Source organism: Tessaracoccus yangjingae, assembly GCF_054483935.1.
This window is the reverse complement of the sequence record NZ_CM137014.1, coordinates 1,313,474-1,339,919: the sequence shown is the minus strand read 5'-3', so window position 1 is coordinate 1,339,919 and position 26,446 is coordinate 1,313,474. Positions and strand designations below refer to the sequence as shown.

At 71.7% G+C, this 26,446-nt stretch carries 24 protein-coding genes; 11 read left to right on the top strand and 13 right to left on the bottom strand.

The window, feature by feature from the left end:
* Positions 1 to 5: 5 nt before the first annotated feature.
* Positions 6 to 1,289 (bottom strand): ABC transporter substrate-binding protein, encoded by a 1,284-nt coding sequence (locus tag ACX1D3_RS05680; RefSeq protein ID WP_458996014.1) that lies wholly within the window; start codon positions 1,287 to 1,289, stop codon positions 6 to 8.
* Between the two features lie 187 nt (positions 1,290 to 1,476).
* On the opposite strand from ACX1D3_RS05680, the gene ACX1D3_RS05675 reads away from it, so the two are divergent.
* Positions 1,477 to 2,622 (top strand): ROK family transcriptional regulator, encoded by a 1,146-nt coding sequence (locus ACX1D3_RS05675; protein WP_458996013.1) that lies wholly within the window; start codon positions 1,477 to 1,479, stop codon positions 2,620 to 2,622.
* Between the two features lie 25 nt (positions 2,623 to 2,647).
* Here the strand turns inward: ACX1D3_RS05675 and ACX1D3_RS05670 are convergent, their stop codons facing one another.
* The 8 genes from ACX1D3_RS05670 to ACX1D3_RS05635 form a co-directional block, all read right to left on the bottom strand.
* A complete protein-coding gene (locus ACX1D3_RS05670; RefSeq protein ID WP_458996012.1) occupies positions 2,648 to 3,040 on the bottom strand; it encodes a DUF302 domain-containing protein in 393 nt (130 codons plus the stop codon).
* 66 nt (positions 3,041 to 3,106) lie between these two features.
* Positions 3,107 to 3,667, bottom strand: a complete 561-nt coding sequence (locus ACX1D3_RS05665; RefSeq protein WP_458996011.1) for a hypothetical protein — start codon at positions 3,665 to 3,667, stop codon at positions 3,107 to 3,109.
* Positions 3,664 to 4,947 (bottom strand): DUF58 domain-containing protein, encoded by a 1,284-nt coding sequence (locus ACX1D3_RS05660; protein WP_458996010.1) that lies wholly within the window; start codon positions 4,945 to 4,947, stop codon positions 3,664 to 3,666. The genes ACX1D3_RS05665 and ACX1D3_RS05660 overlap by 4 nt, the downstream gene beginning before the upstream one ends.
* Positions 4,947 to 5,915, bottom strand: coding sequence for an AAA family ATPase (locus tag ACX1D3_RS05655; RefSeq protein ID WP_458996009.1), 969 nt, complete (start codon positions 5,913 to 5,915; stop codon positions 4,947 to 4,949). Before ACX1D3_RS05655 ends, ACX1D3_RS05660 begins: the two co-directional genes overlap by 1 nt.
* On the bottom strand, positions 5,912 to 6,427 hold the full coding sequence (locus ACX1D3_RS05650; protein ID WP_458996008.1) for a hypothetical protein: 516 nt from the start codon (positions 6,425 to 6,427) through the stop codon (positions 5,912 to 5,914). The genes ACX1D3_RS05655 and ACX1D3_RS05650 overlap by 4 nt, the downstream gene beginning before the upstream one ends.
* Positions 6,424 to 7,146: a DUF4129 domain-containing protein gene (locus ACX1D3_RS05645; protein WP_458996007.1), complete on the bottom strand. Its 723-nt coding sequence runs from the start codon at positions 7,144 to 7,146 to the stop codon at positions 6,424 to 6,426. Before ACX1D3_RS05645 ends, ACX1D3_RS05650 begins: the two co-directional genes overlap by 4 nt.
* Before the next feature lie 61 nt (positions 7,147 to 7,207).
* A complete protein-coding gene (locus tag ACX1D3_RS05640; RefSeq protein WP_458996006.1) occupies positions 7,208 to 7,762 on the bottom strand; it encodes a histidine phosphatase family protein in 555 nt (184 codons plus the stop codon).
* Positions 7,763 to 7,832: 70 nt separating this feature from the next.
* Positions 7,833 to 8,636 carry a spermidine synthase gene (locus tag ACX1D3_RS05635; RefSeq protein ID WP_458996005.1) on the bottom strand — a complete coding sequence of 268 codons (804 nt, stop codon included), beginning with the start codon at positions 8,634 to 8,636 and terminating at the stop codon, positions 7,833 to 7,835.
* A gap of 129 nt (positions 8,637 to 8,765) precedes the next feature.
* Here ACX1D3_RS05635 and ACX1D3_RS05630 point away from each other — a divergent pair, with 129 nt between their 5' ends.
* Positions 8,766 to 10,073 carry an MATE family efflux transporter gene (locus ACX1D3_RS05630; protein ID WP_458996004.1) on the top strand — a complete coding sequence of 436 codons (1,308 nt, stop codon included), beginning with the start codon at positions 8,766 to 8,768 and terminating at the stop codon, positions 10,071 to 10,073.
* Between the two features lie 4 nt (positions 10,074 to 10,077).
* On the opposite strand, the gene ACX1D3_RS05625 is transcribed toward ACX1D3_RS05630, so the two are convergent.
* Positions 10,078 to 10,287 (bottom strand): hypothetical protein, encoded by a 210-nt coding sequence (locus tag ACX1D3_RS05625; RefSeq protein WP_458996003.1) that lies wholly within the window; start codon positions 10,285 to 10,287, stop codon positions 10,078 to 10,080.
* Positions 10,288 to 10,382: 95 nt separating this feature from the next.
* Here ACX1D3_RS05625 and ACX1D3_RS05620 point away from each other — a divergent pair, with 95 nt between their 5' ends.
* Entirely contained in the window at positions 10,383 to 11,417 is a 1,035-nt protein-coding gene (locus ACX1D3_RS05620; RefSeq protein WP_458996002.1) for a zinc-dependent alcohol dehydrogenase family protein, read from the top strand.
* A gap of 72 nt (positions 11,418 to 11,489) precedes the next feature.
* Here the strand turns inward: ACX1D3_RS05620 and ACX1D3_RS05615 are convergent, their stop codons facing one another.
* Positions 11,490 to 12,932, bottom strand: coding sequence for a hypothetical protein (locus tag ACX1D3_RS05615; RefSeq protein WP_458996001.1), 1,443 nt, complete (start codon positions 12,930 to 12,932; stop codon positions 11,490 to 11,492).
* A gap of 443 nt (positions 12,933 to 13,375) precedes the next feature.
* Here ACX1D3_RS05615 and ACX1D3_RS05610 point away from each other — a divergent pair, with 443 nt between their 5' ends.
* The 4 genes from ACX1D3_RS05610 to ACX1D3_RS05595 all read left to right on the top strand — a co-directional run bounded on the left by ACX1D3_RS05610 (position 13,376) and on the right by ACX1D3_RS05595 (position 18,067).
* Positions 13,376 to 14,575 (top strand): PQQ-dependent sugar dehydrogenase, encoded by a 1,200-nt coding sequence (locus tag ACX1D3_RS05610; protein WP_458996000.1) that lies wholly within the window; start codon positions 13,376 to 13,378, stop codon positions 14,573 to 14,575.
* Between the two features lie 94 nt (positions 14,576 to 14,669).
* Positions 14,670 to 16,499 (top strand): S8 family serine peptidase, encoded by a 1,830-nt coding sequence (locus tag ACX1D3_RS05605; protein ID WP_458995999.1) that lies wholly within the window; start codon positions 14,670 to 14,672, stop codon positions 16,497 to 16,499.
* 9 nt (positions 16,500 to 16,508) lie between these two features.
* Complete coding sequence (locus ACX1D3_RS05600; protein WP_458995998.1) at positions 16,509 to 17,183, top strand: hypothetical protein; 675 nt, start codon at positions 16,509 to 16,511, stop codon at positions 17,181 to 17,183.
* Positions 17,180 to 18,067, top strand: a complete 888-nt coding sequence (locus ACX1D3_RS05595) for an ATP-grasp domain-containing protein (RefSeq protein ID WP_458995997.1) — start codon at positions 17,180 to 17,182, stop codon at positions 18,065 to 18,067. The genes ACX1D3_RS05600 and ACX1D3_RS05595 overlap by 4 nt, the downstream gene beginning before the upstream one ends.
* A 78-nt stretch (positions 18,068 to 18,145) precedes the next feature.
* Here ACX1D3_RS05595 and pdxH read toward each other — a convergent pair whose 3' ends face one another.
* Complete coding sequence (pdxH, locus tag ACX1D3_RS05590; RefSeq protein ID WP_458995996.1) at positions 18,146 to 18,790, bottom strand: pyridoxamine 5'-phosphate oxidase; 645 nt, start codon at positions 18,788 to 18,790, stop codon at positions 18,146 to 18,148.
* 296 nt (positions 18,791 to 19,086) lie between these two features.
* Between pdxH and ACX1D3_RS05585 the strand changes: the two genes are divergently transcribed.
* Positions 19,087 to 19,461, top strand: coding sequence for a hypothetical protein (locus ACX1D3_RS05585; RefSeq protein ID WP_458995995.1), 375 nt, complete (start codon positions 19,087 to 19,089; stop codon positions 19,459 to 19,461).
* A 105-nt stretch (positions 19,462 to 19,566) separates the two neighbouring features.
* Positions 19,567 to 20,205, top strand: a complete 639-nt coding sequence (locus tag ACX1D3_RS05580; protein WP_458995994.1) for a DUF1707 SHOCT-like domain-containing protein — start codon at positions 19,567 to 19,569, stop codon at positions 20,203 to 20,205.
* A 291-nt stretch (positions 20,206 to 20,496) separates the two neighbouring features.
* Here the strand turns inward: ACX1D3_RS05580 and clpB are convergent, their stop codons facing one another.
* Positions 20,497 to 23,064 (bottom strand): ATP-dependent chaperone ClpB, encoded by a 2,568-nt coding sequence (gene clpB / locus ACX1D3_RS05575; protein ID WP_458995993.1) that lies wholly within the window; start codon positions 23,062 to 23,064, stop codon positions 20,497 to 20,499.
* Positions 23,065 to 23,161: 97 nt separating this feature from the next.
* Between clpB and treS the strand changes: the two genes are divergently transcribed.
* Together treS and ACX1D3_RS05565 are read left to right on the top strand one after the other, a co-directional pair.
* Positions 23,162 to 25,423 (top strand): maltose alpha-D-glucosyltransferase, encoded by a 2,262-nt coding sequence (gene treS, locus ACX1D3_RS05570; protein WP_458995992.1) that lies wholly within the window; start codon positions 23,162 to 23,164, stop codon positions 25,421 to 25,423.
* Between the two features lie 12 nt (positions 25,424 to 25,435).
* Entirely contained in the window at positions 25,436 to 26,395 is a 960-nt protein-coding gene (locus ACX1D3_RS05565; RefSeq protein ID WP_458995991.1) for an L-lactate dehydrogenase, read from the top strand.
* The last annotated feature ends 51 nt before the right edge of the window (positions 26,396 to 26,446 follow it).

Here is a 26,446-nt window from a genome sequence, read left to right as displayed (position 1 = left end):
GGCCGTCAGTTCTCGAACTGCTGCTGAGCGGTCTCGAGGACGGTCTTCATGTCCTGCTGACCGTTGTAGATCGCGACGAGTTCCGGGGTGACGTAGCTGCTGACCTTGGCCCAGTTGTCGCTGACGTACTGCCCCTCGACCTGGGAGAAGGCGGCCTCGAAGACGGCCTTGACCTGGTCACGGTAGGCCTCGTCGAGGGACTCGAAGTAGAGCGGTTGGCTCTCGGCGCGGGCCGGGTAGCTGCGACCGGAGGAGGCGATGCCGTCCTGGGCATCCTTGCTCAGCAGGGAGCCGAGGACCTTGAGAGCCGCCTCCTTGTTCTCGCAGGTCTCGGCAATGCCATAGCCGGAGCCCAGGATGAGGCTCAGGTTGCCGTTGTCACCCTTGGGCAGCGGCACGAGGCCGGCCTTGAAGCCCGCGTCATTGGTCAGGTAGCCGACGGCGTTCCAGGTACCGTCCACGGCCATCGCGGCGTTCTCGCCGGTGAACTGGTTCTCGCCCCAGCCGATGTCGGAGGCCGAGCCGGCGGGCGCCGCGACCTTGAGGTCGGTGACCAGGCCCGCGTACCACTCCGCCGCCTCGACGAATGCCGGGTCCGAGATGCGCAGCTCGCCCTCCTGGGAGACCGGCTGCTGGCCGGCGCGGGCGATCGGAAGAGCCTGCCACTGGAAGTCGCCCATGCCGATGCCGAAGCCGTACTTGCCGCCCGTCGTGGCAGCCTTGGCGATGGCCTCGAAGTCCTCGAAGGTCCAGTCGACCTGCGGGATGTCGGCGCCCGCGGCCGTGAGCATGTCCTCGTTGTAGTAGGCCAGCATCGTGGCCACGTCGAACGGCAGCCCGTAGAGCTCACCCTTGTTCTTGAGGATCTCGGTGGCGCCGGGTGCGAAGTCGTCCTCGGAGAGGCCCGCGGTGGCGAGGTCCTCGTCGGTGAGGGAGACGAAGCCCTCGGTGTAGCTGGCGAGCTGGCCGCTGTTCATGCCGGTGACGCAGGCCATGTTGCCGGAGGCCATGTTGGTGGTGAGCTTGGTGAAGAAGTCGCCCCACGGTGCGGTGCGCAGCTCGATGTCGATGTCCGGGTTCGCCGCCTTGGCGACGTCGATCTGGGCGTCGAGCGCGGCGATGTCGTCCTCACTGCCGGCCCACATGTCCACGACGATGCTGGCCCTCTCGTCGCCGGTCCCCGTGTTGGAACTGCCGGAGGGAGTAGAGGCGCTGCTGCCGCCGCACGCGGTCAGGATGAGAGCGGTGCTGGCGGCGAGGGCCAGGGCACTCAGGCGAACTTTCTTCATTGAGGTCCTCCATCTGGGATAGTTATTGCGCGGATCGCAGTAACTTACTAAGCTTTGATGCGCCTCATCCTGGCACATCCTGCGTTACTTGACCAGCACGCTGCGGATCGTGACCAATCTGTGACCTTCGGCGGCGCCGGTCACCGGAGGCCATAAGCTGCGCTTACTTCGAGATCGAAGGAACACCATGGAGACCAGACACGACGACGACCCCTATGCGAGGCGCATTCTCGAGCTGATCGCGCGCGGGGATGCGACGTCGCGCAGCCAACTCGCCGAAGTGCTCGGCATCGCCGCGTCCACCGTCGGCGTCAAGGTCCAACGGCTGATCGACGCCGGCCTCCTCAGCGAGGACGGGACGGCCACGTCACGCGGGGGCCGCCCGGCCCGCGGCCTCCGCGTCAACGATGACGGCGGTGACATCCTCACCGTCGACCTGGGCGGGGGGCACGCGCGGATCGGTCGGCACGCCGTCAGCGGGGCCCTGCTCGCGACGCTCTCGATCGCCGTCGACCTCACTGACGGCCCGCGGGCCACCATGGACGCGGTATCGGCGGCCCTGGCCAAGATCGCGGACGGCGGCGCAGTCCGCGCCGTGGGGGTGAGCCTGCCGGGGCCTGTGGACCTCGCCACGGGCTCGGTCGAACTGCCTTCGCGGATGCCTGGGTGGCCGGGGTTCCGCGTCGGGGAGGCGCTGGCCGAGCAGTTCGGGGTTCCGGTGGCCGTCGACAACGACGCCAACCTCGCCGCACTCGGGGAGCACTCCGTCCGCTTCGGCTCCACCCGCCACAGCATCACCGTGAAGGCGGGCACGGCGATCGGCAGCGGGATCGTCGTGGACGGGCGTCTCCACAGGGGCGCGACCTTCGCCGCCGGGGACATCTCGCACACCCGGATCGACCGGGCCAACGACGTGCCGTGCAGCTGCGGCAACATCGGCTGCCTCGAGACGGTCGCCAGCGGCGCGGGGCTGGTGCGCCAACTCCGCGAGCAGGGCGTAGACGTCTCCACCACCGCCGACGTGCTGGCACTGGCCAGGGATGCCGACCCGGCGGCCTCGAGAGTGGTGCGGAGGGCCGGTCACCGGCTGGGCGAGGTGCTTTCCGGGGTGGTGAACTTCCTCAACCCGCACGCTGTGTTCCTGACCGGGTCACTGAGTTCCTCGGAGCCGTTCATCGCGGCGGTGCGCAGCCGCGTCTATGAGGGCTGCCACCCGCTGGTGACGCGGGACCTGCGGATCGAGGCGGCGCAGACCGGCGCGGACGCCATTCTCTTCGGCGCCGCACGAATGGTCCTGGACACGCTGCCTTTCACCACGCCGACGGCGCGCTGAGGGCTCCCCTCCAGGGGGCGCGCGGTCAGGCGGCCGCGACCCTGTCCAGCGCGGCCTTGAGCGCCTCACGGACCTCCTGGGCCACGGGCTCCATCTCGGGGTTCTCGGTGAGGGTCACCATGGTCTCCGGGTCGATGGTCTCCACGACGGTGACGCCGGCCTGGTGCCGCACCACCACGTTGCACGGCAGCAGCAGGCCGAGCGAGGGCTCGACCTGCAGCCCCCGGTAGGCGAAGCGGGGGTTGCAGGCCCCGAGGATGATCTGGTCCTCGATGTCGACGTCGATCTTGTTCTTCAGCGTGGCCTTGAGGTTGATCTCGGTGAGGATCCCGAAGCCGCTCTCGGCGAGCGACTCCTTGATCATGGCCAGCGCCTCGTCGAAGGGGCGCTCCAGGTCGATGCGCAGTGCATAGTTCATGTCTGACCTCCTGGCTCGATCATGCCCGCCGCGGGCCGGCCTGGGGCGCTAACCGGGCAAAGGCGTTCACCCGGCAGGGGGCCGGAGCGCCGCGGCGACGGCAACCGCCGCTCCCACCACGGCCAGCGCTCCGGCCACCACCCACCACAGGCCCAGGGTGGCCGGCGGCAGGCCGGTCATCGCGAGAACGGCCGCCCCCGCCGCGACACTCACCGCGGCGAACCCCACCACAGCCCGCGACATCTGCGCCCCGGCGCGCCCCGTGATCACCGCGTACGACGGCGCCGCGGCGGCGAAGGCCGAGGTGAGGTGGAACACGGCCACGAGCGCGGCCACCGCCAGCCACTGCCACCACTGGCCGCCTGCTCCCCCGGCCAGCCACCACACGGCGACGACCACGGCGTGGAACAGGCCCGCGGAGGAGTCCGGCCGCACGGTCGACGCGGCGGCCAGGAGCACGGCGGTGACCAGCAGCGTCGTCGAGATCACCACCGGGAACCACGCCTCGCACAGCGCGGCCGCGCCGGCCCCGGACCCGAGGACGACGAGCCGCAGCACCCACTGCTGGCCGCTGGTGATCCGCAGGGTGTAGATCCACCCCGCGACCAGTTCCGCGAGATCCCTCATCTGCCCAGAACCCGCCTCGGGGCCGAGCGCGCGGCCTCCATCGAGAGCAGCACGCTGGCCAAGCTGCCGGTCCCCCGCCACGGGGTGACGGGGATACCGATGCTGCGCAGCCGCGCGACGGCGTCGTCGCGCTCCATCCGGCGGATCATCCAGGCCTCGCCGAGGAAGGTGTCGCGCCGGAAGGACGCGATGTCCTCGAACCGGCCGACGCCGTCGGGCAGCGTGTCCACGCCGATCACCTCGGCGCCCAGCCGCCGGAGCCGCACCAGCTCGTCCTGGGCCTCGCGCTCCAGCAGCGGCGAGCAGAAGAACACCAGCATGCCGCTGGTCACCGTCGCGACCGGGCGGAGCATGTCCCAGTCGGGCACGCTGCGGTTGGCCCGCGACAGCACCTGCAGGACGACGCGCGCCTGTCGCGGCCCGGTGCCGGAGCGCACGTGGCCGATGCGGCGCCCCAGGTCGTGGATGGCGACGCGGTCCCCGAAGCCCACGTAGTGCCGGGAGATGGCGGCGATGGCCCGCACCGTCGCGTCCAGGCTGGTGGGCGCCGTCGGGTCAGCGGGCGCGATGTCCAGCAGCGTGTCGGCGACGATGAGGACGTCGGTGTCGCGCTCGGTCAGCGTGGAGTTGACGTGCAGCTGCCCCAACCGCGACGTGACCCGCCAGTTGATGCGGCGCAGCCGGTCCCCCGGGCGGAACTCGCGGACGTCGGCCAGGTCGCCGCCGTCGCCTCGGTGCCGCGAGCGGTGCATGCCCACCAGGCCGATCGGGTGCGAGACGCCGCTGCCGCCCTCGAGGGTGGTCGACGCGGGCCGCACGGTCACCGTGACGCGGGGCGTCCTCGACGACGCCTGCCAGCTGCCGCTGGGGTCGCGCACGGCCGCCACCCCTGGGCCCACGTCATAGCGCCCCCATCGCTCAGGCTGCACCGCCACCCGCACGCCGTCGGGGGCGGCGATGTCCAGCACCGTGCCGGTGTCCGGCTCCAGCGCGATGCCCGGCCGCACCGGCCACTGGGCTGCGACAAGGCCTGATGGCCACCCGTCGGCGACACTGACCACCAGCGGCACCGACTCCCCCTCGGGGATCACCACTGCCTTCGGCCGTGCCTCCACCCGGGGCGCGACCCGCAGTCGGCCCGCGAACGCCCACGCGAGGTGGACGGCGAACGGCGCCATCAGCACCGCCAGGTCGCCGCGCTGCGCGACGACCGCCAGCACCCCCAGCGCGGCGGCGGCCAGCACGGACCGCAGCAGCGCCGGGGTGTGGGTGAGGTCCATCACGCGGCCTCCGCATCGGGCACCGGGACGTGCTCGAGGACCGCCTCGACGATGGTCTCCGGCGCCACGTTGTTGAGCCACAGCTCCGGCCGGATCACGATCCGGTGGGCCAGCGCCGGGATGGCCAGGCGCTTGACGTCCTCGGGGATGACGAAGTCGCGGCCCTCGATCAGCGCCAGGGCCCGCGAGCACAGCAGCAGCGCCAGCGAGCCACGCGGCGACGCCCCCACGAGGGTGTCCTGGTGCTCGCGGGTGGCGCGCACCAGGTCGATGGCGTAGCGGCCCACCGATTCGGCCACGTGGATGCCCTCCACGCACTCCTGGACGGCCAGGAGCCCGTCGGGGTCGAGGACCGCCCCGATGCTGGTCTCCTCGCGACGCCGGTCCATGCGCCGGGTCAACACGTCCCACTCCTCGTCGAGCGTCGGGTACCCGAAGGCCAGCCGCAGCAGGAACCGGTCCAGCTGCGCCTCGGGCAGCGGGTAGGTGCCCTCGTGCTCGATGGGGTTGGCGGTGGCCAGCACATGGAAGGGCCGGGGCAGCACGAAGGTGTGCCCCTCGACGGTGACCTGCCGCTCCTGCATGGCCTCCAGCAGCGCGGACTGCGTCTTGGGCGGGGTGCGGTTGATCTCGTCGGCCAGCAGGAGACCGGTGAAGATGGGGCCCTCGCGGAAGCTGAACTCGGCCTTGTTCTGGTCGAAGATGTAGGACCCGGTGAGGTCCGCGGGCAGCAGGTCCGGGGTGAACTGGGCCCGGGTGAACTCCAGGCCCAGCGCCTGGGCGAGCGAGCGCGCGGCGAGCGTCTTGCCCAGCCCGGGGAGGTCCTCCAGCAGCACGTGGCCCCCGGCCAGCACGCCGGCCAGCACCAGCGTCATCTGGTCCCGCTTGCCCACGAGGGCGGTGTCGACGGCGTCCAGCACCCGCTGGACGAGGGCGGTGGCCTGGGGCTGGGTGAGCGCGGTGCTCATAGCGAATCGATCTCCTTGAGGTGGGCGTGGAGGGTGCGGCGGTTGAGGGGTTGAGGGCGGTCGCCGTCGGCGCTGCGCAGGTAGGCGAGCAGCGCGGCCGAGAGGTGCGGTTGGGCGTCGGCCAGCGGGTCGGCGCCCGGCCCGGGGGCCGGGATCCGGCCGGAGTCGACGAGCCGGCGCACGGCCAGGCCGGACAGCTGGCGGGCGACCCGTCGGGCGTCGAACGCCTGCCCGGGCTGGGAGTGGACCAGCGTGGAGGCCAGCCGACGGGTGCGCACGTCCGCCTGGAAGTGCGGGGAGCGGGTGTGCCAGGAGGGCTGCTGCCACTCGGGCCCCGCGTCGGGGCCGGCCAGGTGCGTGAAGACCCACGAGCCGCCCGCCAGCACCACGGCGGCCAGGAACGCGAGAAGGGGATCGACGCGGAGGCTCAGCACCTCGTCGAACGCCACGAGGAGCACCGCCGCGCCGATGAAGACCGTGAGGCGAACCGCCAGACCCCACCAGGGCGTCACGACGGCGTCTTCCGCAGTTGGGCGGTGACCGCGTCGAGGGCGGCGATGGCGCGGTCGCGGTGGGCGTCGGTGAGGCGGTGGGTGGAGAACATGGCCTGGCGGTAGAGCTCGGCGAGCTCGGAGATGGCGTCGGCGTCCACCACGGCGTGGCCCAGCACCTCGGCGGTGAACTCGTGCGAGGTCTGGGTGGGCTTGCGCCAGATCCCGCTGGAGGCCGCCACCCGCTCCAGGCGCCGCCAGCACTCGACGATGGCGCCGCTGACCGGCACCCCCTGGCGCAGGGACTCGACGGTCTCGGTGAGGGCCTCGGCCAGCTCCTCGTCGTCGATCTCGGGGATCTCGGCCTCGCGGCCGGTCGGGTCGGCGGCGTGGCGGCGGTCCGTGCGCACCAGCTCCGCGTTGAGTCGCACGAGGAACGCGACGATCAACGCGAGGACGGCGGCTGCGGCCAGGAGCTGCACCACGTCGTCGGCCCACTCGGGGAGCACCAGCGGCTCGCCGTCCGGCATCGGGAAGAGCGGGGACGGTGGGGGCCCCAGGGTGAAGGGCGGGGGCGAGGCGGGCGGTGGTGTCGCGGTGGGGGCGGGCCGGGGGATGATCTCGACCGCCGCCGGCCGTGGGCTGACCGCACCCAGCGCGACGAGCACCAGCACCACGAGCGCGCCGGCCACGGCCAGCAGGAGTGTCCTGCCCGGCCGGGCCGTCGTCGGTGCGTCCACAAGCCTGGAGTCTACGTTCCGTCCATTCCGGCACCGGGCGCCACGAGGGTCCCGGCCGGGCTCAACCCGTGGGCAGGGCCCGGGTGACCACCTTGCCGTTGCCGAACTCGACCCACTCGACGTCGCGGTGGCTGCGACCCTCCAGCACCGCGAGCAGGATCCGCAGCGTGTCGCCGTGGGAGACGACGGCGAGCTGGGCGTCGGGGGCGTGGGTGTCGCGGAGGTGGCCGAGGAAGGTGGTGAGGCGGGCGTGGACGTCCTCGACCGACTCTCCCCCGCCCCACCGCACCTCGCTGATGTGGAGGCCGTCGGGGACGGGCTCCTCCGTGAGGTCGTCGTAGGTGAGGCCCTCGAGGGAGCCCAGGGCCTGCTCCCTGAGGAGGGGCGTGGGGAGCACGGGGGCGTCGACGAGGGCCGCGATCGCCTCGGCCGTCTGCACCGCGCGGAGCTGGTCCGACGTGACGACGGCGGTCAGTGCCGCGGCGGCGAGGGCGCGGGCGGCGCCCTCGGCCTGGGCGCGCCCGAGCTCGGTCAGCGGCACGTCCATCCGCTGGCCTTGGAGGCGCCGCTCCAGGTTCCACGTGGACTGCCCGTGCCGGACCAGGTGCAGGATCACGGGCCGAGTCTAGGGAGTGCCCATCGTCGTTTCTGGCCGGGTCTGACCGGCGGGAACCGACACTGGGGATCTACCAGCCGCGGCCCGTGGGCCCCGGCGACGGCTCGCTGGCGCCGTCGACGAAGGGCTGCGCGCCGCCGGGCCACGCCCTGGCGTCGCGGCCGGTGATCCAGCGGTAGCCGACGGTCAGGCGCGCGGACGCCCGCTCGATCCCCGCGACGTCCGGGCGCGCGTCGCTGCCCACCATCACCAGGTTGCCGAAGCGTTTTCCCTTGTGGACCACCGGTTCCATGCCGACGAGCAGGTGCGGCCAGCGCTCGGCCAGCCCGCCCGCGAGCCGCTTGCCCCACGCGAAGGGCGAGCGGTCCGTGACGTTGTAGACCACCACCGCCTCGTTGCGGGCCACGCGACGGAGCTCGTCGAGGCATCCGACTGTGGCGAGCTCGCCCGGCACCTGGGCGCCGTCGAAGGCGTCGACGATGATCACGTCCGCCCAGCCGTCGGGCATCTCCCGCAGACCCGAGCGGCCGTCGGTGTCGCGGACCTTGATGCCGGAACGGGGAGGCAGGGGGATCTTGCGGCGCACCTCCTCCGTGAGGAGGGAGTCCGGCTCGCACACCACCTGCGCCGTGCCGGGGCGCCGCCACGCCAGCCAGCGCGGGATGGACATGCCGGCGCCGCCGAGGTGGACCACGCGGAGGCGCCGATCCTCCGGGGCGCCGAGGACGGTGTGGTCCAGCACCACGGCGACGTGCTGGACGTACTCGAAGGCAAGGAAGTCCGGCCGCGCCGGGTCCACCCAGGACTGCGACGTAGGCCCGAACCGCACCCAGAACGCGCCAGGAGTGTCGCGGTCAGGGATGAGGCGGTCCATCCGGCGAGCCTAGCGGCCGGTACCCCCGGCGCTGCCGCGGGAACGGTCCCCCAGTGCCGGTCACCGCGCGTGGAGCCGAACGGGGTGACCGGCACTGGCGGCTCGTTGCCGCGTAGACTCCCGCTCGCCATGAGCATCTCCCGCCGCATCCTCGCCCTTGCCGTCCCCGCGTTCGCGGCGCTGGTGGCGCAGCCGCTGATGATGCTCGCCGACACCTGGATCGTCGGCACGCTCGGCACCGTCCCCCTGGCAGGGCTGGGCATCGGCAGCGGGCTCCTCACCACGGTCACGGGCCTGATGATCTTCCTGGCCTACGGGTCGACGGCGGTGGTGGCCCGGCAGATCGGAGCGGGTCGTCGCTCCCACGGCATCGCTCTGGGGGTGCAGGCGATGTGGCTCGCCGGCCTCCTCGGCCTGGTGGTCGGGCTCCTGGTCTGGCTGGGCGCGCCCTGGCTGGCCGCCGCGCTCGGCGCCTCCGGCGACATCCACGCCCAGGCGGTCGCCTACCTGCGCTGGTCCATCCCCGGGCTCCCGGGCATGCTCGTCATGCTCGCCGCGACAGGCACGTTCCGCGGCCTCGCCGACGCCCGCACCCCACTGGCGCTGTCCATCGGGAGCGCGGCGCTCAACCTCGGGCTCAACGTGGCCCTGGTGTTCGGCGCCGGAATGGAGATCGCGGGGGCGGCCCTCGGCACGGCGTTGGCCGAGGTGGCCCTCGGGACGACGGCCGCCGCGCTCGTCGCCGTGCACGCACGGCGCGCCGGGGCACGGCTCCGGCCCTCCTGGACGCAGATGATGGGCAGCCTCGCCGTCGGGGTGCCCCTGCTGCTGCGCACCGTGACGCTCAGGGTGGCGCTGCTCGTCACCACCTTCGTCGCGGCGGCGCAGGGGGCCGCCGGCCTGGCCGCGCACCACGTCGTCATGCAGGTCTGGGGCCTGATGGCCTACGCGCTGGACGCCCTGGCCATCGCCGGACAGACGATCATCGGCACAGCGCTGGGTGCCGGAGACGCCCGCGAGGCCCGCTCGTCGACCCGGCTCATGACGTGGTGGTCCGTGCTGGGAGGGGCGGCGATCGGCCTGGTGGCGGTGCTGCTGCGGCACCCCGTCGCCTCCTTCTTCGCCCCGGACGACGAGGTGCGCGCGCTGGTGGCGTGGCTGCTCGCGATCGTCGCGGCCGCGCTGCCGCTCGCCGGCTACGTCTACCTGCTCGACGGGGTGCTGATCGGGGCGGGAGACGGACGCTACCTGGCGATCGCCGGCGTGGTCACCGTCGTGGTGTACGCGCCGGTGGCGCTCATCGCCCTGACCATGCCAGTGGGACAGCCGGGGCTGACGTGGCTGTGGGTGTCGTTCAGCGTGGTGTTCATGGGTGCGCGGGCGGTGACGCTGGGGCTCCGTGCCCGCGGCGACCGGTGGATGCGCCTCGGCGGCTGACGGCTCAGGCGCCGGCCCGGTCGGGCATCGGGACGGCGGTGGCCGCCCAGCTGGCCAGCAGCTGGAGCGAGTGCTCGGAGGGCGAGCCGGGCCCGGCGGCGTACACCGTCATCGACACACCGCCGGCGGCGCGTAGGTCCACCGTCTCGTAGGCCGGGTGGAGGCCGGTAACCCGACCGTCCCCCGCGAAGGGTGCCCTGCTGGTACACGTCACAACAGGCCCTTTCCCAGCGCACTCGGACCCGGTTTCATGGGTGATGGGTGAGTGCGGGCATCGGTCCGCACCCCAGATCCATAGAGGAGAACACCATGCGTGGAGTTGTGATGTACGGGCCGGGCGACGTCCGGGTCGAGGACCGCGAGCGCCCCGCCATCGTCAAGCCCACCGATGCCATCCTGCGCGTCACCGCATCCTGCATCTGCGGGTCTGACCTGTGGCCGTACCGCGGCATCGAGCACCAGGACGGCCCCACCCCCATGGGCCACGAGTACGTCGGCGTCGTCGAGGAGGTGGGCGCGGACGTCACCACCGTGAAGCCGGGCGACTTCGTCGTCGGCTCCTTCTTCGCCTCAGACAACACCTGCGAGATCTGCGCCTCCGGCTACCACACGCACTGCGTGCAGCGCGAGGCCGCAGCGTCGACCGGCGCACAGTCCGAGTACCTGCGGGTGCCCCTGGCCGACGGCACCCTCGTGGCCACCCCCGGCATGCCCGACGCAGACCTCGTCCCCTCCCTGCTCGCCGCCTCCGACGTGCTGGGGACCGGATGGTTCGCTGCTGTCGCGGCCGAGGCCGGACCCGGCAAGACTGTCGCGGTAGTGGGCGACGGCGCCGTGGGGCTCCTGGGCATCCTCGCCGCCAGGCATCTGGGCGCCGAGCGGATCATCGCCATGAGCCGCCACGCGGACCGGCAGGCGCTGGCCCGCGAGTTCGGCGCCACGGACATCGTCGAGGAGCGCGGCGACGAGGGCGTGGCCCGGATCAAGGAGTTGACCGGCGGGCTGGGCGCGCACTCCACCATCGAGGCGGTGGGCACGCAGGAGTCGATGATGCAGGCCATCCACGCCACCCGCGCCGGCGGGCACGTCGGATACGTGGGAGTCACGCACGAGGTGACGTTGCCCGGCCTGGAGCTGTTCTTCTCCGGCGTCCACCTGCACGGCGGCCCCGCCCCCGTGCGCCGCTTCCTGCCTGAGCTGATCGACCTGATCTGGCGGCGTGAGATCGATCCGGGCAAGGTGTTCGACCTGACGCTTCCGCTCGACCGCGCGGCCGAGGGCTACACCGCCATGGACGAGCGGACGGCCATCAAGGTGCTGCTGACCCCGCCCACCGCGGGCTGAGCATGGCGGCGGCCGCCGGCCGAGGTATTCAGCCTCGGCCGGCGGCCGTCCGAGTGATGCGGGGGCGCGCCGCTACGACGCGTCGTTGTCGATGGTGAACTGCTCGACGCCGCAGGCCTTCGTCACACCGTTGTTGAAGGTGTCACCGGTGTAGACCACCAGCCACCGCCACGTGCCTTCCGCGGACGCGACGAACGTGGTGTTGGCCGTCGCCGCAGTGAAGGTCGCCGGGGTGGTGCCCGCAGCGGTCAGTGCGACGGAGTTGGCCTGCAGCGCGGGCGTGCCGGAGCATGTCGCGTCGGTCGGGGCGAACAGCTTGAACGAGACCGTCCCTCCCGGCACCGTCGCGCCGGACGCGACGAAGGCTCCCGACAGGGTGAAGGTGTCGTTGGGGATCAGGCTCTGCGCCGTCGTCGCGGTGGGTGCCGCCTTCGTGAAGGCGTTGGTGAACGTGCAGGTGACGTTCTGCCTGAGTCCGAGTGTCACCGAAGCCGTGGTGCCAGTGCCCGTGACGGTGGAGAACCCGTTGTCACCCGCGCACGAATAGCCTCCATAGCTCCAGAGGCTGCTCGGCAGCGTTCCTTCCGTCGCGCTGTAGGTTCCCGGCTGGAGCGCCGCGAACGACTGCGTGTCGTTGTGGCCCAGCGAGAAGCTCGCCGGGGACAGGGCGGTGCCCGCCGTGGACGTCTTGGCCGCGGTGAACGGGAACGACTCGTCCAGCCCGTCGGGCTGGCCGGTGGTGACCTTCTTGACGATCAGGCTGCCGCAGTTGGCCAGGTTGATCTCCTCCGGCGAGATGAAGTCCTTCAGCGATGCGTCGACCGAGGACCCCGACGAGCGGCTCTTCACAAAGGCGCTGCCGTAGGCCGTGCAGGACCCGGCCGGGATGACGCCGGACGCGGTGAGGTCGATGGCCGCCTCACCGAACAACCCGGTGTCGGCGTTGACCGCGGCGATCGCCTCGGTGGGATCCAACGTGCCGGGACCGGCCCAGCACGGCACTCCCTTTCCGGCGACGCAGGTGGGGCTGCCGGTCGTGGTCCACACGTAGAGCCCGATGACCGGGGTACCGGACCCGCCGAAGTCGTAGGTGACGAGCAGGTCACCGGCGCTCCGCCCGAGGTCGATCGTGCCCCGTGTATCCTCGGTCCAATCCTCGTTGTAGACCTTGTTGATCTCGAAGTCGAGGTTCGCGCTGCCGGAGTTCTCCAGCCGCTCCCAGGCCAGGTAGAGGAAGACGTGGTCGTTGGCGCCCAGCTCGTACGCCACGTAGAAGTTCGTGAGGTCGTTCTTGTTGGGCGGGATGCCGCCCTCGACAATGACGGGATTGGTCATCGACTCTTTCGAGCCTTGCCCGAACGAGTTGTCGCCGGACCCGGACGTCTGGTCCTGACCCGTCACGGCACCAGGGACGTTGTCCCAGTCGAGCTTCCCCGAGGCGTCGACAGTCTTGTTGCCGTCGTCGCCCTCGAACGTGCTGCCCGTCAGGAAGGCGCCGGCGGACGGGAGAGTCATGCCAACAAACAAAAGAGCCGCACTGGCTGCAACCAGAAGTAGGCGGCGGAGGCGGCCAGCGCTGGCCGCATGAGAACCGGGGGTGCCCCGGTGTGCGAGTTTCATCGTTTTCCCCCTCGGATGATCCGTGGAATGCAGGTAGGGGACCGCCCGCCACCGTCGGCGGCGCGGAGCTTGAATCAACCCTTGTGGGAGGCCACGCCAGCGCGTCGGCACTCCCCGTGTGGGACCGTGGCGGGTCTCGCCCGCGCACCCGAGCCGCGGTGCCCGTGCCGGTGGCGCAGGGCCCCTGATTCCGTACCATGACAGCTTCCCTCTGAGAAGACATTTGGACGTTACTCGCTTTCGGGTCTAGCGCATCCCTCAGTTTTCTGGTACTGCAGCGCAACAATCGGGCGGGCAACGTCTGGTCCCTCGTTGAAGGTGGCGGGTAGCGTCGATGCATGCGACGACTCGCCCCAGCCGCCCTCGCGCTCGCCGGACTCGCCGCCTGTTCAGGCCCGGCCGGCACGGCCACCGACATGCCCACCCGCGTGCCCGCGGAATCGACGGGTAGCGCGCCCTCCCCCTCTTCGACGACGCCTGCCTCACCGAGCCCCTCGACGACCACGATCCCGGAGACGCACGAGTTCGTCGTCGCGGAGCACGAGGCCTTCGACGAGCCATGGGCCCTGGCGTTCCTCCCCGGCACCGGCACCATGGCGGTCACCGAACGCGGCGGCACGCTCAAGCTCCGCGACGCCGACGGCACCGTCCGCGAGGTCTCCGGCGTGCCGGAGGTGGCCGCCGCCGGCCAGGGCGGCCTCGGCGACATCGTCCCCGGGCCCACCTTCGGCGACGACGGCACCGTCTACCTCTCCTGGGTGGAACGGGGCGACGGCGGCACGGGCGCAGTGGTCGGCCGCGGCCGCCTGGACGTCGATGCGGCCTCCCTCACCGCCGTCGAGACGATCTGGGAGCAGACACCGAAGGTGGACGGCAACGGGCACTTCTCGCACCGGCTGCTCATCGAGGGCGAGCACCTGTTCGTCAGCTCCGGGGACCGGCAGAAGTTCGATCCGGCGCAGGCCATGGACGGCAACCTGGGCAAGATCGTGCGCCTCACCCTCGACGGCGACCCGGCGCCGGAGAACCCGTGGGCTGCTGAGGGAGGTGTCGCGGCCGAGTTCTGGAGCATCGGCCACCGCAACCCGTTGGGCCTCGCCCTCGACGGCGACGGCCGCCTGTGGGCCTCCGAGATGGGCCCGGAGGGCGGCGACGAGCTCAACCTGGTCCAACCCGGGCTCAACTACGGCTGGCCGGAGGCCTCGAACGGCTCCCACTACGGCGGCGGCGAGATCCCGGACCACGCCGACGGCGACGGCTTCGAGCCTCCCAAGGCGTTCTGGACGCCCAGCATCTCGCCCGGCTCGCTGATGATCTACACCGGCGACGTGTTCCCCGCCTGGAAGGGCGATGCCTTCCTCGGCGCCCTCTCCGGGGAGGCGCTGGTGCGGGTGGACCTCGACGGCGAGTCGGCCGCCCAGGCCGAGAACTGGCCCATGGGCGCACGCATCCGCGCGGTGGCCGAGGCACCCGACGGCGGAATCTGGCTCCTCGAGGACGGCCCTGGCGGCCGGCTGCTCGAGCTGATTCCCGCCTGACTCCACGGTCGGGCCGACGGTGTATCAACAGGGGCGGGCCTCTGCTCTTGACGGGTAACCGCCCGGTCTGGGGCGTTCCCGGAAGGAGCCCGTCATGCCATTCCCCACCTCCATCGTCCACCCCAGCGGCGCCAAGCTGACGCTCGTCCCGTCCCAGGTGCTCGTCAAGCTGCCCGTCACGCGCGCGGCAGGGCCCGACGACACGCTGTCCGCCCTTGGCCTCGTCCCGCTCGAGGTCCAGGGCGAGGCAGGCCCGGCCGCCCGGGGCGCCGGGGCGGACGCCATGCCGCACGCCTCCATCAACAACACCCCAGAGCTGGTCTTCACCCGCACCAGCGACGGCAAGAAGTTCAAGCCTCCCTCGGAGGCCATCGCCTCCGGCGACGGGGCGGAGTGGGTGGCCCCCGTCTACGCCGCCGAGTTCGCCGGGTCCACCGAGTACCTGTCCCCCAAGGCCGACGCGGTGGTGATCCCGAGCGTCACCGCCGGAGACCCCGCGCAGGTCAAGGTGCTGGAGCAGTTCGGGCTGGTGCGCGACGACGTCCGCAGCCAATGGCTCGGCGACTTCGACGTCTACACCGTCACCGCCGGCAACCGGCCGGCCTACGAGATCCGCGACGAGCTGTCGAAGAAGCTGGGCACCGAGGTCAAGCTGGAGTTCATCCCGCTCGTGGTGCCCGTCGCCATGAATCCCAACGACCCGCTCTTCGCCTCGCAGTGGGACATGGTCCGCATCAACGCCGGCGGCGCCGGTTCGACGGCGTGGGACGTCCAGCTGGGGGCCGCGTCGGTCACCGTCGCCATCCTCGACGAGGGGGTGGACCTCAACCACCCGGACCTGGTGGGGAGCTTCGCCGGCAACGGCATCAACCTGGGCACCATGTCCGGCACCGGCGCGCCCACCGGCAACCACGGCACGCCGTGCGCCGGGATCGCGGCGGCGCCGCTGAACAACTCCGTCGGCACCGCGGGTGTCGCGGGCGGCTGCCGCATCCTGCCCATCGCCTTCTCCACCTGGTCCGACACCGAGGTGGCCGCCGGCATCCGCTACGCCCGCACCCAGGGCGCGCGCGTGATCTCGATGAGCTTCGGCTGGAACGGGTGGGACGCGGCCATCATCGACCCCGCGATCGCCGAGGCCCACGCGGCCGGGCTGGTGATGTGCGTGGCCACGCACAACCACAACACGGCCAACGGCATCACCTATCCCGCCACGAACCCGCTGGTCATCGCGGTCGGCGCCTCCGATCAGGCGGACAACCGGAAGTCCCCCACCAGCCCCGACGGGGAGGGCTGGGGCTCCAACTTCGGCCCCCAGATCTCCGTGGTGGCGCCGGGCGTGCTCTGCCCCGCGCCCGACCGCACCGGCGGCGACGGCTATGCCGCGGGCGACTACACGATGACCTTCAACGGCACCTCCGCCGCGACCCCGCACGTGGCAGGCCTGGCGGCGCTGCTCATCTCGAGGAAGCCGTCGCTCACCAACACGGCCGTGCGCACCATCATCGAGACGACGGCGGCGAAGGTGGGCACGGTGGCCTACGCCACCACCCCCGGGTACGCCAACGGCACGTGGAACAACCAGATGGGGTACGGGCGCATCGACGTGCTGGCCGCGGTCCAGGCGGTCAAGATCCTCAAGATCAAGTGGGAGGACGACATCAAGCCCATCCGGCGGGAGATCGACCTCAAGCGGTTCACCGACGAGTTCGACTGGTTCAAGAAGATCCGCGAGTTCGACAAGATGAGGGTGGAGATCGACGAGATCAAGCGCAGCGGCCGGGAGGTGCCGGACTTCCGGCCGGAGGACCTGCGCGACCCGGTCGTCAACGAGCTCCGGGTCCGCCTCGACCAGCTGGAGCGCTCCGTCGAGAGGATCGGCGCGGCGTTCATCGACCCGGAGTCGCGGCCGGACCTCGACTAGGGGCCGGCGGTGATCGTGCTGCTCGCCCATCAGGTGGATCCATGGGCGCCGGGGCTGGCCCGGCGGGTGGCGGAGCTGTCGGGCGGGCCGGTGGGGGTCATGACTCCCCGCGACCTGTCGCGGCGTGGCTGGGCCCTCGCCTCACCGCCGGGTGCGCCTACCGACCGGATGGTGGTCGACGGCGAGATCATGGCGGCGTCGGAGGCGTCGCTGGTGGTGAGCCTGCTCGACGACGTGTACCCGGCCGAACTGGTCTGGATCCGTGAGCAGGACGCGGAGTACGTGGCCGCGGAGATGGCGGCCTTCCTCCGTTACTGGATGACCTCCGTCAGCGGCCAGGTGCTCGTCCCCCCGGGCGACCAGTCGCTGGCGGGGCCCGACGCCCCCCTCGCGGCCTGGGCGCGCGCCGCGGGCGTGCCCGTCGCAGGGCGCGCTGGGACTGACGGCGACTTGTTCCGGGAGGTGGCGGTCACGGGTGGCGTGGTCACCGGGGCCGCCGCCCCCGCGCTGCGGCGGGCCGTCACCGCCATGGCCGCGTGGGCGGGGGTGCCGTGGCTGCGGGCCTTCTTCGCCGCCGAGCGTGACGAGCTGGTCTCCGTGGTCCCGCTGCCTGCCCTCGCCGACGCGACCCACCAGGCCGCTGTCGTCATCGCGGCCGCGCACCGGGGGAGGCGGGCGGCATGACCGGCGGCGGTTTCGCTACCGCGACCGCGCCGGCCGGCCCCGACGGCGCGTCGGGAGAAGTCCCGCGGATCCTGATCGCGGGACGCCCGGACGACCCACCGCTGGCGGCGGCCTGGGCCGCAGTCGTGCGCCTCGGGCTGCCGGGGGCCTTCGCCGACCTCACGCGCGACGGCGTGCAGCTGTCCGGCGGCAGCCTCCACATCGCCGGCACCGAGGTGGCCCCGGACGCCGTGTCCGGGTGCTACCTGCGCGCCCACGGCGCGGCCGATCCCCTGCTGGCGGCGGGGCTGCGGGACTGGGTGGAACTGGCGCCCCCGTCGGTGCGGGTGGTGAACCGGCGCGCAGCCTCGGCGTCCAACTTCTCCAAGCCGGCCCAGGCGCTCGCCATCCGCGCGGCCGGGTTCGAGGTGCCCACCGGCCTGCTCACCACGGACCCGGCTGCCGCGCGGGCGTTCGTGTCGCGGCACGGCCGGGTCATCGTCAAGTCGACGAGCGCCGTCAGGAGCATCGTGCGGCTCGTGGCCGAGGACGAGGACTTCGCCGCGGTGGAGTGGTGCCCCACCCAGTTCCAGGCGTTCGTCGACGGCGTGGAGTTCCGGGCGCACGTGGTGGGCCGGCGGGTGTTCGCGCACCGCATCACCTCGGACGCGGTGGACTACCGGTACGGCGAGGCGGAGCTGACCCGCGACGAGCTGCCCGACGGCGTGGCCGGCCGGTGTGTGGCCCTGGCCCGGAGCCTCGGCCTCGAGCTGGCGGGCCTCGACCTGCGCCGCACCCCCGACGGCCGCTGGTGCTGCTTCGAGGCGAACACCTCCCCCGTCTGGTCCGCCTACGACGCCGACGGCGAGATCGCCGAAGCGCTCGCCCGTCACCTCGCGGGGTAGGCGATCAAGGGTCGCTCCTGCTCTCGGCGACGTCCGATCCGGTGCGCCGCGGCCGCGACATCGACGATCAGCGCGTCCTCAGGGCTGCAGCCTGGTGGCCGCCCAGCCGTCGTCGGTCAGGCGGCAGGCCACCCGGTCGTTGAGCCGGCTCGGCTGGCCCTGCCAGAACTCGAAGTCGTCCACGATGAGCCGCCAGCCGCCCCACCCGGGAGGGCACGGCACCTCGCCGCCGTCGGCGAAGCGCTCCGCCGCGGCGGCCACCGCGGCCTCCAGCTCCGCCCGCGACCCCAGCTCCCGCGACTGCCGCGACGCCCACGCCCCCACCTGGCTCGCCCGCGGCCGACTGCGGAAGTACTCCACGTTCTCGTCCCTGGTGAGCGGGTGGACGTCGCCCACCGCGCGGACCTGGCGCATCAGGGTGGGCCACCAGAGGTTGACGGCGGCCGAGGGTGTCGCGGCCAGCTCGTCGCCCTTCGGCGAGTCGTAGTGGGAGAAGAACACCAGCCCCGAGAGTGAGGCCTCCTTGAGGAGGAGCACCCGGCTGCGGGGGCGGCCGTCCAGGCCGACGGTGGACACGGTCATCGCGGTGGGCTCTGGCTCGTCCGCGGCCAGCGCGTCCGCGATCCATGCGTCCAGGAACGCCCACGGGTCGAAGACGGCAAGGTCCTCGGGCAGCCCCTGCCCGGAGTAGTCGCGCCGGACGTCACGGAGTGTCGCGTTCATGACCCCATCCAACCAGCGCCGCGCCCGCCGGGAGCCCCGGGCCCCCGCCAACCCCTCGATCCCCACACCCCGTTCACCCCCCGGGAGCCCTGGCCCCGCCAACGCCCGGACGTCCACCCCTTCTCGACCCCGCCACCCCCTGTGCACGACACGCCGTCGATCTCGCCCCCGGGTACCGCCACCGCACCCGGGGTGGCTCCCGACGGGACATTCGTGCCAGCGAGACCGCCGAATCGGCCAGCGACCCTCGCCCGAGCCCAGAGCGGGCTATCGTCCTCGACAAGGAGGTATCCCCCATGAGCTACGACATCCTGGTCTTCGACCCCGCGTCCGCCCCCCGCGACATCGAGGACTTCCTCGCATGGAGCAGAGGCCTCGGTGCCGGAGGCGCCGGCGTGGACCTCGACGATCCGGAGAACGGCACCGTCGCCCTGCGCAACTGGTACTCGGACTTCTCCGACAGGTTCCCGCCCATGAACGGCCCACTGACGGACGCGGACGACGGCACCACCACCTACCGGTGCGGCCCGTCGTCCACACTGGCACGGTGTCCCGACGGCGAGGCCACGAAGGCGCGGGAGGCAGGACGGAACCTGGCGGCCAAGCACGGGGTGGGGTTCTTCGATCCCAACGACGACGCCGACCCCATCTTCCCCGCGGAACAGCCGTAGATCACCTCACAGGGCCGGATCGCCCCTAGCCGGGAATGGTTCGGTCCCTCATCGACGGGTTCCCGGGCTGACGTGGGAACGCCGTGCGGGAGTAGGCTGTTCTCCATGGCCAACGACGAGATGCGGATCGGCGACCACGAGCGCGACGAGGCGGTCGAGCTGCTCCAGGAGCACATGTCGTCGGGCCGTCTCACCTCGGACGAGTTCAATGAGCGGATGTCCAAGGCCCTCGAGGCGAAGACCGGGAGCGAGCTGGCGGTCCTGTTCACCGACCTCCCGGGCCGGCGCCCCGGGCAACCGGAACAGCCCGCGATGCCCTTCGCACAGCCGCAACCCGCATGGGGCGCGCCGGAGGTGCCCGCCACGTACGGGTCGCCGTCGCCGGAGACCGCCGTGCACCACCATCAGGCGCCGCCCACGCCCTGGTACGCGCAGTGGTGGCTGATCCTGGTGGCCGTCGGCCTCACCACGCTCACCGACGGCCGGCTGGGATTCCTCATCCCCGCCATCGCTATCTGGGTGTGGGTCATCGCCCCGTCGCTGACGAAGGAGCGGCAGCGGCGCCAGCAGGCCGTCGCGGCGCCTCCGCGTCCGCTGACGTTCTACGAGCGCGAGGAGCTCATCGCGGAGATCAACGCCGGCCGGCCGATGAGCGCCATCCGGCGCTACCGGGACCTGACCGGCGCTGACCTGTACACCGCCAAGATGACGGTCGAGGCGCTTCGCCGCGAGATCGGCCGCTGACCGCCGCGCCTGGGCCTGTGCCTCACTGACGTTGAGCCTGACACGGCTCTCGGTGGGGTGAGTTGAGCCTGACACGGCTCTCGGTGAGGGCACTTGAGCCGGAAATGGATCTCAAGGCCCCGTTCCGCCGATGTGATCGATCCCTCTGGCGTTGACAGCCAGATCCGGCTCAACACCGCACCGCGAGAGCCGTGTCAGGCTCAACACCCCACCGCGAGAGCCGTGTCAGGCTCAACACCCCACCGCGAGAGCCGTGTCAGGCTCAACACCCCACCGCGACAGCAGGATCCCTCAGACCTGCCCGATCCCTTCCCCGATCCGGTCGAACCGCACCGTCTGGCCGTCGTGGATCTCTCCCGACAGCAGCCCGCGGGCCAGTTGGTCCTCGATGGTGGTCTGCACCAGGCGACGGAGCGGGCGGGCGCCGTAGACCGGGTCGAACCCCACCTCCCCCAGCCACAGCCGCGCAGCCTCGGACACGTCGATCGTGATCCGCCGCGACTCCAGCCGACGGTTCAGCTTCGAGATCTGGATGTCGACGATCCGCCCCAGCTCCTCGCTGGTCAGGGCGTCGAACAGCACCACGTCGTCGAGCCGGTTGAGGAACTCGGGCCGGAACGCCTGGCGCACCACGCTCATCACGGAGTTGCGCTTCTCCTCCACCGACAGCATCTGATCGGCCATGAACTGCGACCCGAGGTTGGAGGTCATGATCAGCAGCGTGTTGCGGAAGTCCACCGTCCGGCCCTGGCCGTCGGTGAGGCGTCCGTCGTCGAGCACCTGCAGCAGGATGTTGAACAGGTCCGGGTGCGCCTTCTCCACCTCGTCGAGCAGCACGACGGAGTACGGCCGACGGCGGACCGCCTCGGTGAGCTGGCCGCCCTCCTCGTAGCCGATGTAGCCGGGAGGGGCGCCGACGAGGCGGGCCACGGAGTGCTTCTCCGAGTACTCGCTCATGTCGATGCGCACCAGCGCGGTCTCGTCGTCGAACAGGAAGTCCGCCAGCGACTTGGCCAGCTCGGTCTTGCCCACGCCCGTGGGGCCGAGGAACAGGAACGAGCCGGTGGGCCGGTTCGGGTCCGAGATGCCGGCGCGCGAGCGGCGGATGGCGTCGGAGACGGCCTTGACGGCCTGGGCCTGACCGATGAGCCGCTCCCCGATCCGCTCCTCCATGTGGAGCAGCTTCTCGCTCTCGCCCTGGAGCAGGCGGCCGACGGGGATGCCCGTCCACGCGCCCACCACCTCAGCGATGTCGCCGGCGCCGACCTCGTCGGAGACCATCTGCGACGTGGTGTCGGTGGCCTCGGCCTCGGCGAGCTCACGCTCGACCGCCGGGATGTCGCCGTAGAGGATCTGCGAGGCCCGCGTGAGGTCGCCCTCACGCTGCGCCTTGTCCGCCTCCACCCGGAGCTGGTCGATGCGCTCCTTGAGGTCGCCCACCCGGTTGAGCCCGCTCTTCTCGGACTCCCAGCGCGCCTCGAGGCCCCGCAGCTTCTCCTGCGCGTCCGCCAGCTCGGCCCGCAGCGCGGCCAGCCGCTCCTTCGACGCCTCGTCGGCCTCCTTCTCGAGGTGGAACGTCTGCATGGTCATCCGGTCCACGTCGCGGCGGAGCATGTCGATCTCCTCCGGCGAGGAGTCGATCTCCATCCGCAGCCGCGACGCCGCCTCGTCGACCAGGTCGATGGCCTTGTCAGGGAGCTGTCGCGACGTGATGTAGCGGTCCGAGAGTGAGGCGGCGGCCACCAGGGCGGAGTCGGTGATCCGCACCTTGTGGTGCGCCTCGTAGCGCTCGCGCAGCCCGCGCAGGATGGCGACGGTGTCCTCCACCGACGGCTCCCCCACGTAGACCTGCTGGAAGCGGCGCTCCAGGGCCGGGTCCTTCTCGATGCGCTCGCGGTACTCGTCGAGGGTGGTGGCGCCGATCATCCGCAGCTCGCCGCGGGCCAGCATGGGCTTGAGCATGTTGCCGGCGTCCATCGCGCCCTCGCCGGAGGCCCCGGCGCCGACGACGGTGTGCAGCTCGTCGATGAAGGTGATCACCTGGCCCTCGGCCTCACGGATCTCGGTGAGGACGGCCTTGAGCCGCTCCTCGAACTCGCCGCGGTACTTCGCGCCGGCCACCATCGACGCCAGGTCGAGCGAGACCAGGCGCCGGCCCTTGAGCGAATCGGGCACGTCTCCCGCGACCAGGCGTTGCGCCAGGCCCTCGACGACGGCGGTCTTGCCCACGCCGGGCTCGCCGATCAGCACGGGGTTGTTCTTCGTGCGCCGGGCGAGGACCTGGACCACGCGTCGGATCTCGGAGTCGCGGCCGATGACCGGGTCCAGCTTGCCGGAGCGGGCGCGCTCCGTGAGGTCGATGGAGTACTTGTCCAGGGCCGACTCGCCGCCCTCGGACTCCGCCGAGGTGACCCTCTTGCCGCCTCGGAGCTCCTCGAACTTCGCCTTGAGCGCGTCGGTGGTCACCCCCGCGCGGTCCAGGATGGTCTTGGCCTCGGAGGCCACCATCGACAGCCCGATCAGCAGGTGCTCGGTGGCCACGAAGTCGTCGCCGAGGCTGTCGGCCAGGGTCTCCGCGGAGGCCAGCACCCGCGCGAACGGGCCGGACAGCGCGGGCTGCGAGACCGACGAGCCGGAGGTGGAGGGGAGTTTTCCGATGGCCGCGGTGGCGGCCGCGTCGATCTGCGCCGGATCCGCGCCGGCCGCCTCGAGCAGGGCGCCCACCGTGTTGTCGGGGGTGAGCAGCAGGCCGTGCATGAGGTGCACCGGCTCGGTGTTGGGGTTGCCGTGGGTGAGGGCCTGCCGGACCGCCGCCGTGACGGCGTCGCGGGACTTCGTCGTGAGCTTCTCGGTGTTCATCAGGGTGTCTCCTTGAGGAAGTTTTCAGAGTTGAGTCTACTACACTCAACCTCGAATTCCCCCTTCGCGTGGACGTTGGCGGGGTAGCCTCGGTGGCGTGATCAAGCGCACCGACGACACCGCCGAGAAGACCGCTTCGAAGACCGCCCCCGCGGATCAGGCCCCGGCACAGCCCGAGGACCCCGCCGACGAGGTGATGCCGGAGATCACCTTCGACGAGGCCCGCTTCGCGGCCCGTCCGTCCCGGTTGCGCCCGCGTGCCCGCCGTCGTCAGGGCGACGAGAGCCCCATCACGCCGCCGTTCGAGGCCTCGGGCGCGAACCGGGCCTACGTCGAGTGGCTCGAGGAGCAGTCGATGCTGCACGACGCCGAGAAGGTGGCGCGCCAGCTCGCCGGCAAGCACACCATGTGGTCCAACCCGTACGCCCACCCGGACCCGCGCGCCGCGCTGCAGCGCGCGTCGGTCTGGTACACCGCCTACCCCCTGTCCCACATCACCGCGCCGGGGCAGTCCTTCCTGGGCGCGCTGGGCTCGAACGAGCTCTGGGACGCGTTCTCCGCCGTCGGCATCGACGCGGTGCACACCGGGCCCGTCAAGCTGGCGGGAGGCCTGGACGGGTGGGAGGTCACGCCCAGCGTCGACGGCCACTTCGACCGCATGTCCATGGCCATCGACCCGCTCTTCGGCACCGAGGACGAGTTCCGCGAGATGGGCGAGACGGCCAGCCGGCACAACGGCACGATCATCGACGACATCGTCCCCGGCCACACCGGCAAGGGGGCCGACTTCCGCCTGGCCGAGCTGAACTACCGCGACTACCCGGGCATCTTCCACATGGTCGACATCCCCGAGGCGGCCTGGCACCTCCTGCCCGACGTGCCCCCCGGCCGAGACTCGGTCAACCTCACCGCCGAGGCGGAGCGCGCGCTCTCCGACGAGGGCTACATCATCGGCGCGCTGCAGCGCGTGATCTTCTACGAGCCGGGCGTGAAGGAGACCAACTGGTCCGTCACCCCGCCCATCCGCGACTACAAGGGCACGCTCCGCCGCTGGGTGTACCTGCACTACTTCAAGGAGGGCCAGCCGACGATCAACTGGCTGGACCCCACCTGCGCCGGCATGCGCCTGGTCATGGGCGACGCGCTCCATTCCCTGCTCGATCTGGGCTCCGGCGGGCTCCGGCTCGACGCCAACGGCTTCCTCGGCGTGGAGCGGACCTTCGACCGGTCCCCGGCCTGGTCGGAGGGGCATCCGCTGTCGCAGGCGGCCAACCAGCTGATCGGCTCGATGGTGCGCAAGGTGGGCGGCTTCACGTTCCAGGAGCTCAACCTGGCCATCGACGACATCCAGCGCACCAGCGCCGTCGGGCCGGACCTCTCCTACGACTTCATCACCCGCCCCGCGGCCCAGTTCGCGCTGGCCACCAGCGACACCGAGTTCCTGCGCCTCGTCCTGCGGGAGGCCATGGAGATCGGCATCGATCAGGCCTCGCTCGTGCACGCGCTGCAGAACCACGACGAGCTCACCTACGAGCTTGTGCACTTCGCCGCCGCCCACCGCGACGACCTCTACACGCTCGGCGGCCGCGACTACCGCGGCCACGAGCTGGCCGAGCACATCCAGCAGACCATGCGCGACACCCTCACCGGCCAGGCCGGACCCTACAACGCCGTGTTCACGCAGAACGGCATCGCCAGCACCACCGCATCGATCATCACCGCCTCCCTGGGCATCACGGACCTGTCGACCATCACCGACGGCGACGTGCGCCGCATCGCGAACGCGCACCTCCTCATGTGCATGTACAACGCCTGGCAGCCGGGCGTGTTCGCGCTGTCCGGCTGGGACCTCGTCGGCGCCCTGCCCCTGGAGCGCGACGCCGTCAAGAGCCTGATCAGCAGCGGCGACACCCGCTGGATCGAGCGCGGAGCCTACGACATCCTCGGCGTCGCGCCGGACGTGAAGAAGTCGGCCTCGGGCATGCCGCGCGCCCGGACCCTCTACGGCCCGCTGCCCGAGCAGCTCAAGCGCGACACGTCGTTCGCCTCGCGGCTGGCGGTCATCCTCAAGGTCCGCAAGCGCAACGGCCTGGCGTCGGGCCGCCTGCTGGACGTGCCGGAGGTGGGCCACCGGGCGCTGCTGGTGCTGGTCAACGAGCTGGAGATCGGCGCGGTGCAGGTCACCGCGCTGAACTTCGGCGCCGAGAAGATCGAGGCCAGGGTGCAGTCGGACCACCTGCCCGGCGGCCGGGTGTTCGACCTCAGCACCCGCCGCAAGGTGGGCACCGTCGACGACCTGGGCGGGTTCACCGTCGAGCTGCCGGCCTTCGGCGGCCTGGCCATGATCATCCGCGACTGAGAGAATCGGCCCATGTCATCAGCCCAGTACAGGGAAGGCGCCAAGCTGGCCATCGTCGGCGCCGGCGCGGTCGGATCGTCACTGGCCTACGCGGCCCTCATCCGCGGGGTGGCCCGGCGCGTCGTCCTGCACGACGTCAACGGCCCCAAGGTGCGCGCCGAGGCGCTGGACCTCGCCCACGGCGGGCAGTTCCTGCCGGAGGCGGTGATCGAGGGCTCGGACGACGTGGACATCACGCGCGGGGCGGATGTCGTCGTCGTCACGGCGGGCGCGAAGCAGAAGCCCGGCCAGACGCGGATGGACCTAGCGGGCTCCACCGTGGCGCTCATGCGCAAGGTCATCCCGCCGCTGGTGGAGCGCTCCCCTGACGCCACGTTCATCATGGTGACCAACCCCGTCGACGTGACCACGCAGGCCGCCCTCAAGATCAGCGGGCTCCCGTCGAACCGCCTCTTCGGCTCGGGCACCGTGCTGGACTCGTCGCGGCTGAGGCAGCTGATCGCCACCACCTGCGACGTGGCGGTGGGCAACGTGCACGCCTATGTGTGCGGCGAGCACGGCGACACCGAGACGCCGCTCTGGTCCACCGCCACCATCGGCGGCGTGCCCCTGACGGAGTGGGAACGCACCACGGGGCGGCTGGGCGCCGGCGAGCGGGAGAGCATCGCGCACCGTGTGGTCAACGCCGCCTACGAGGTGATCGAGGGCAAGGGCGCCACCAACTACGCCATCGGGCTGGCCGCCACGCGCATCATCGAGTCGGTGCTGCGGGACGAGCGACGGGTACTGCCGGTGTCGCGGATGCTGGAGGGCTGGCACGGCATCTCAGGCGTCTGCATGGCCGTGCCGACGGTGGTGGGTCGCGACGGGGCGGGCACCCAGCTGGAGCTGCCGGTCTCCGACGACGAGCTGACGCAGCTGCGCGTGAGCGCGGACCACATCCGCGCCATGTCCGAGGGGCTGGGGTTCTAGCCGCCCACCACCAGATGGAAGGGCGCCGCAGCCCGGGCATGGGTGATCAGT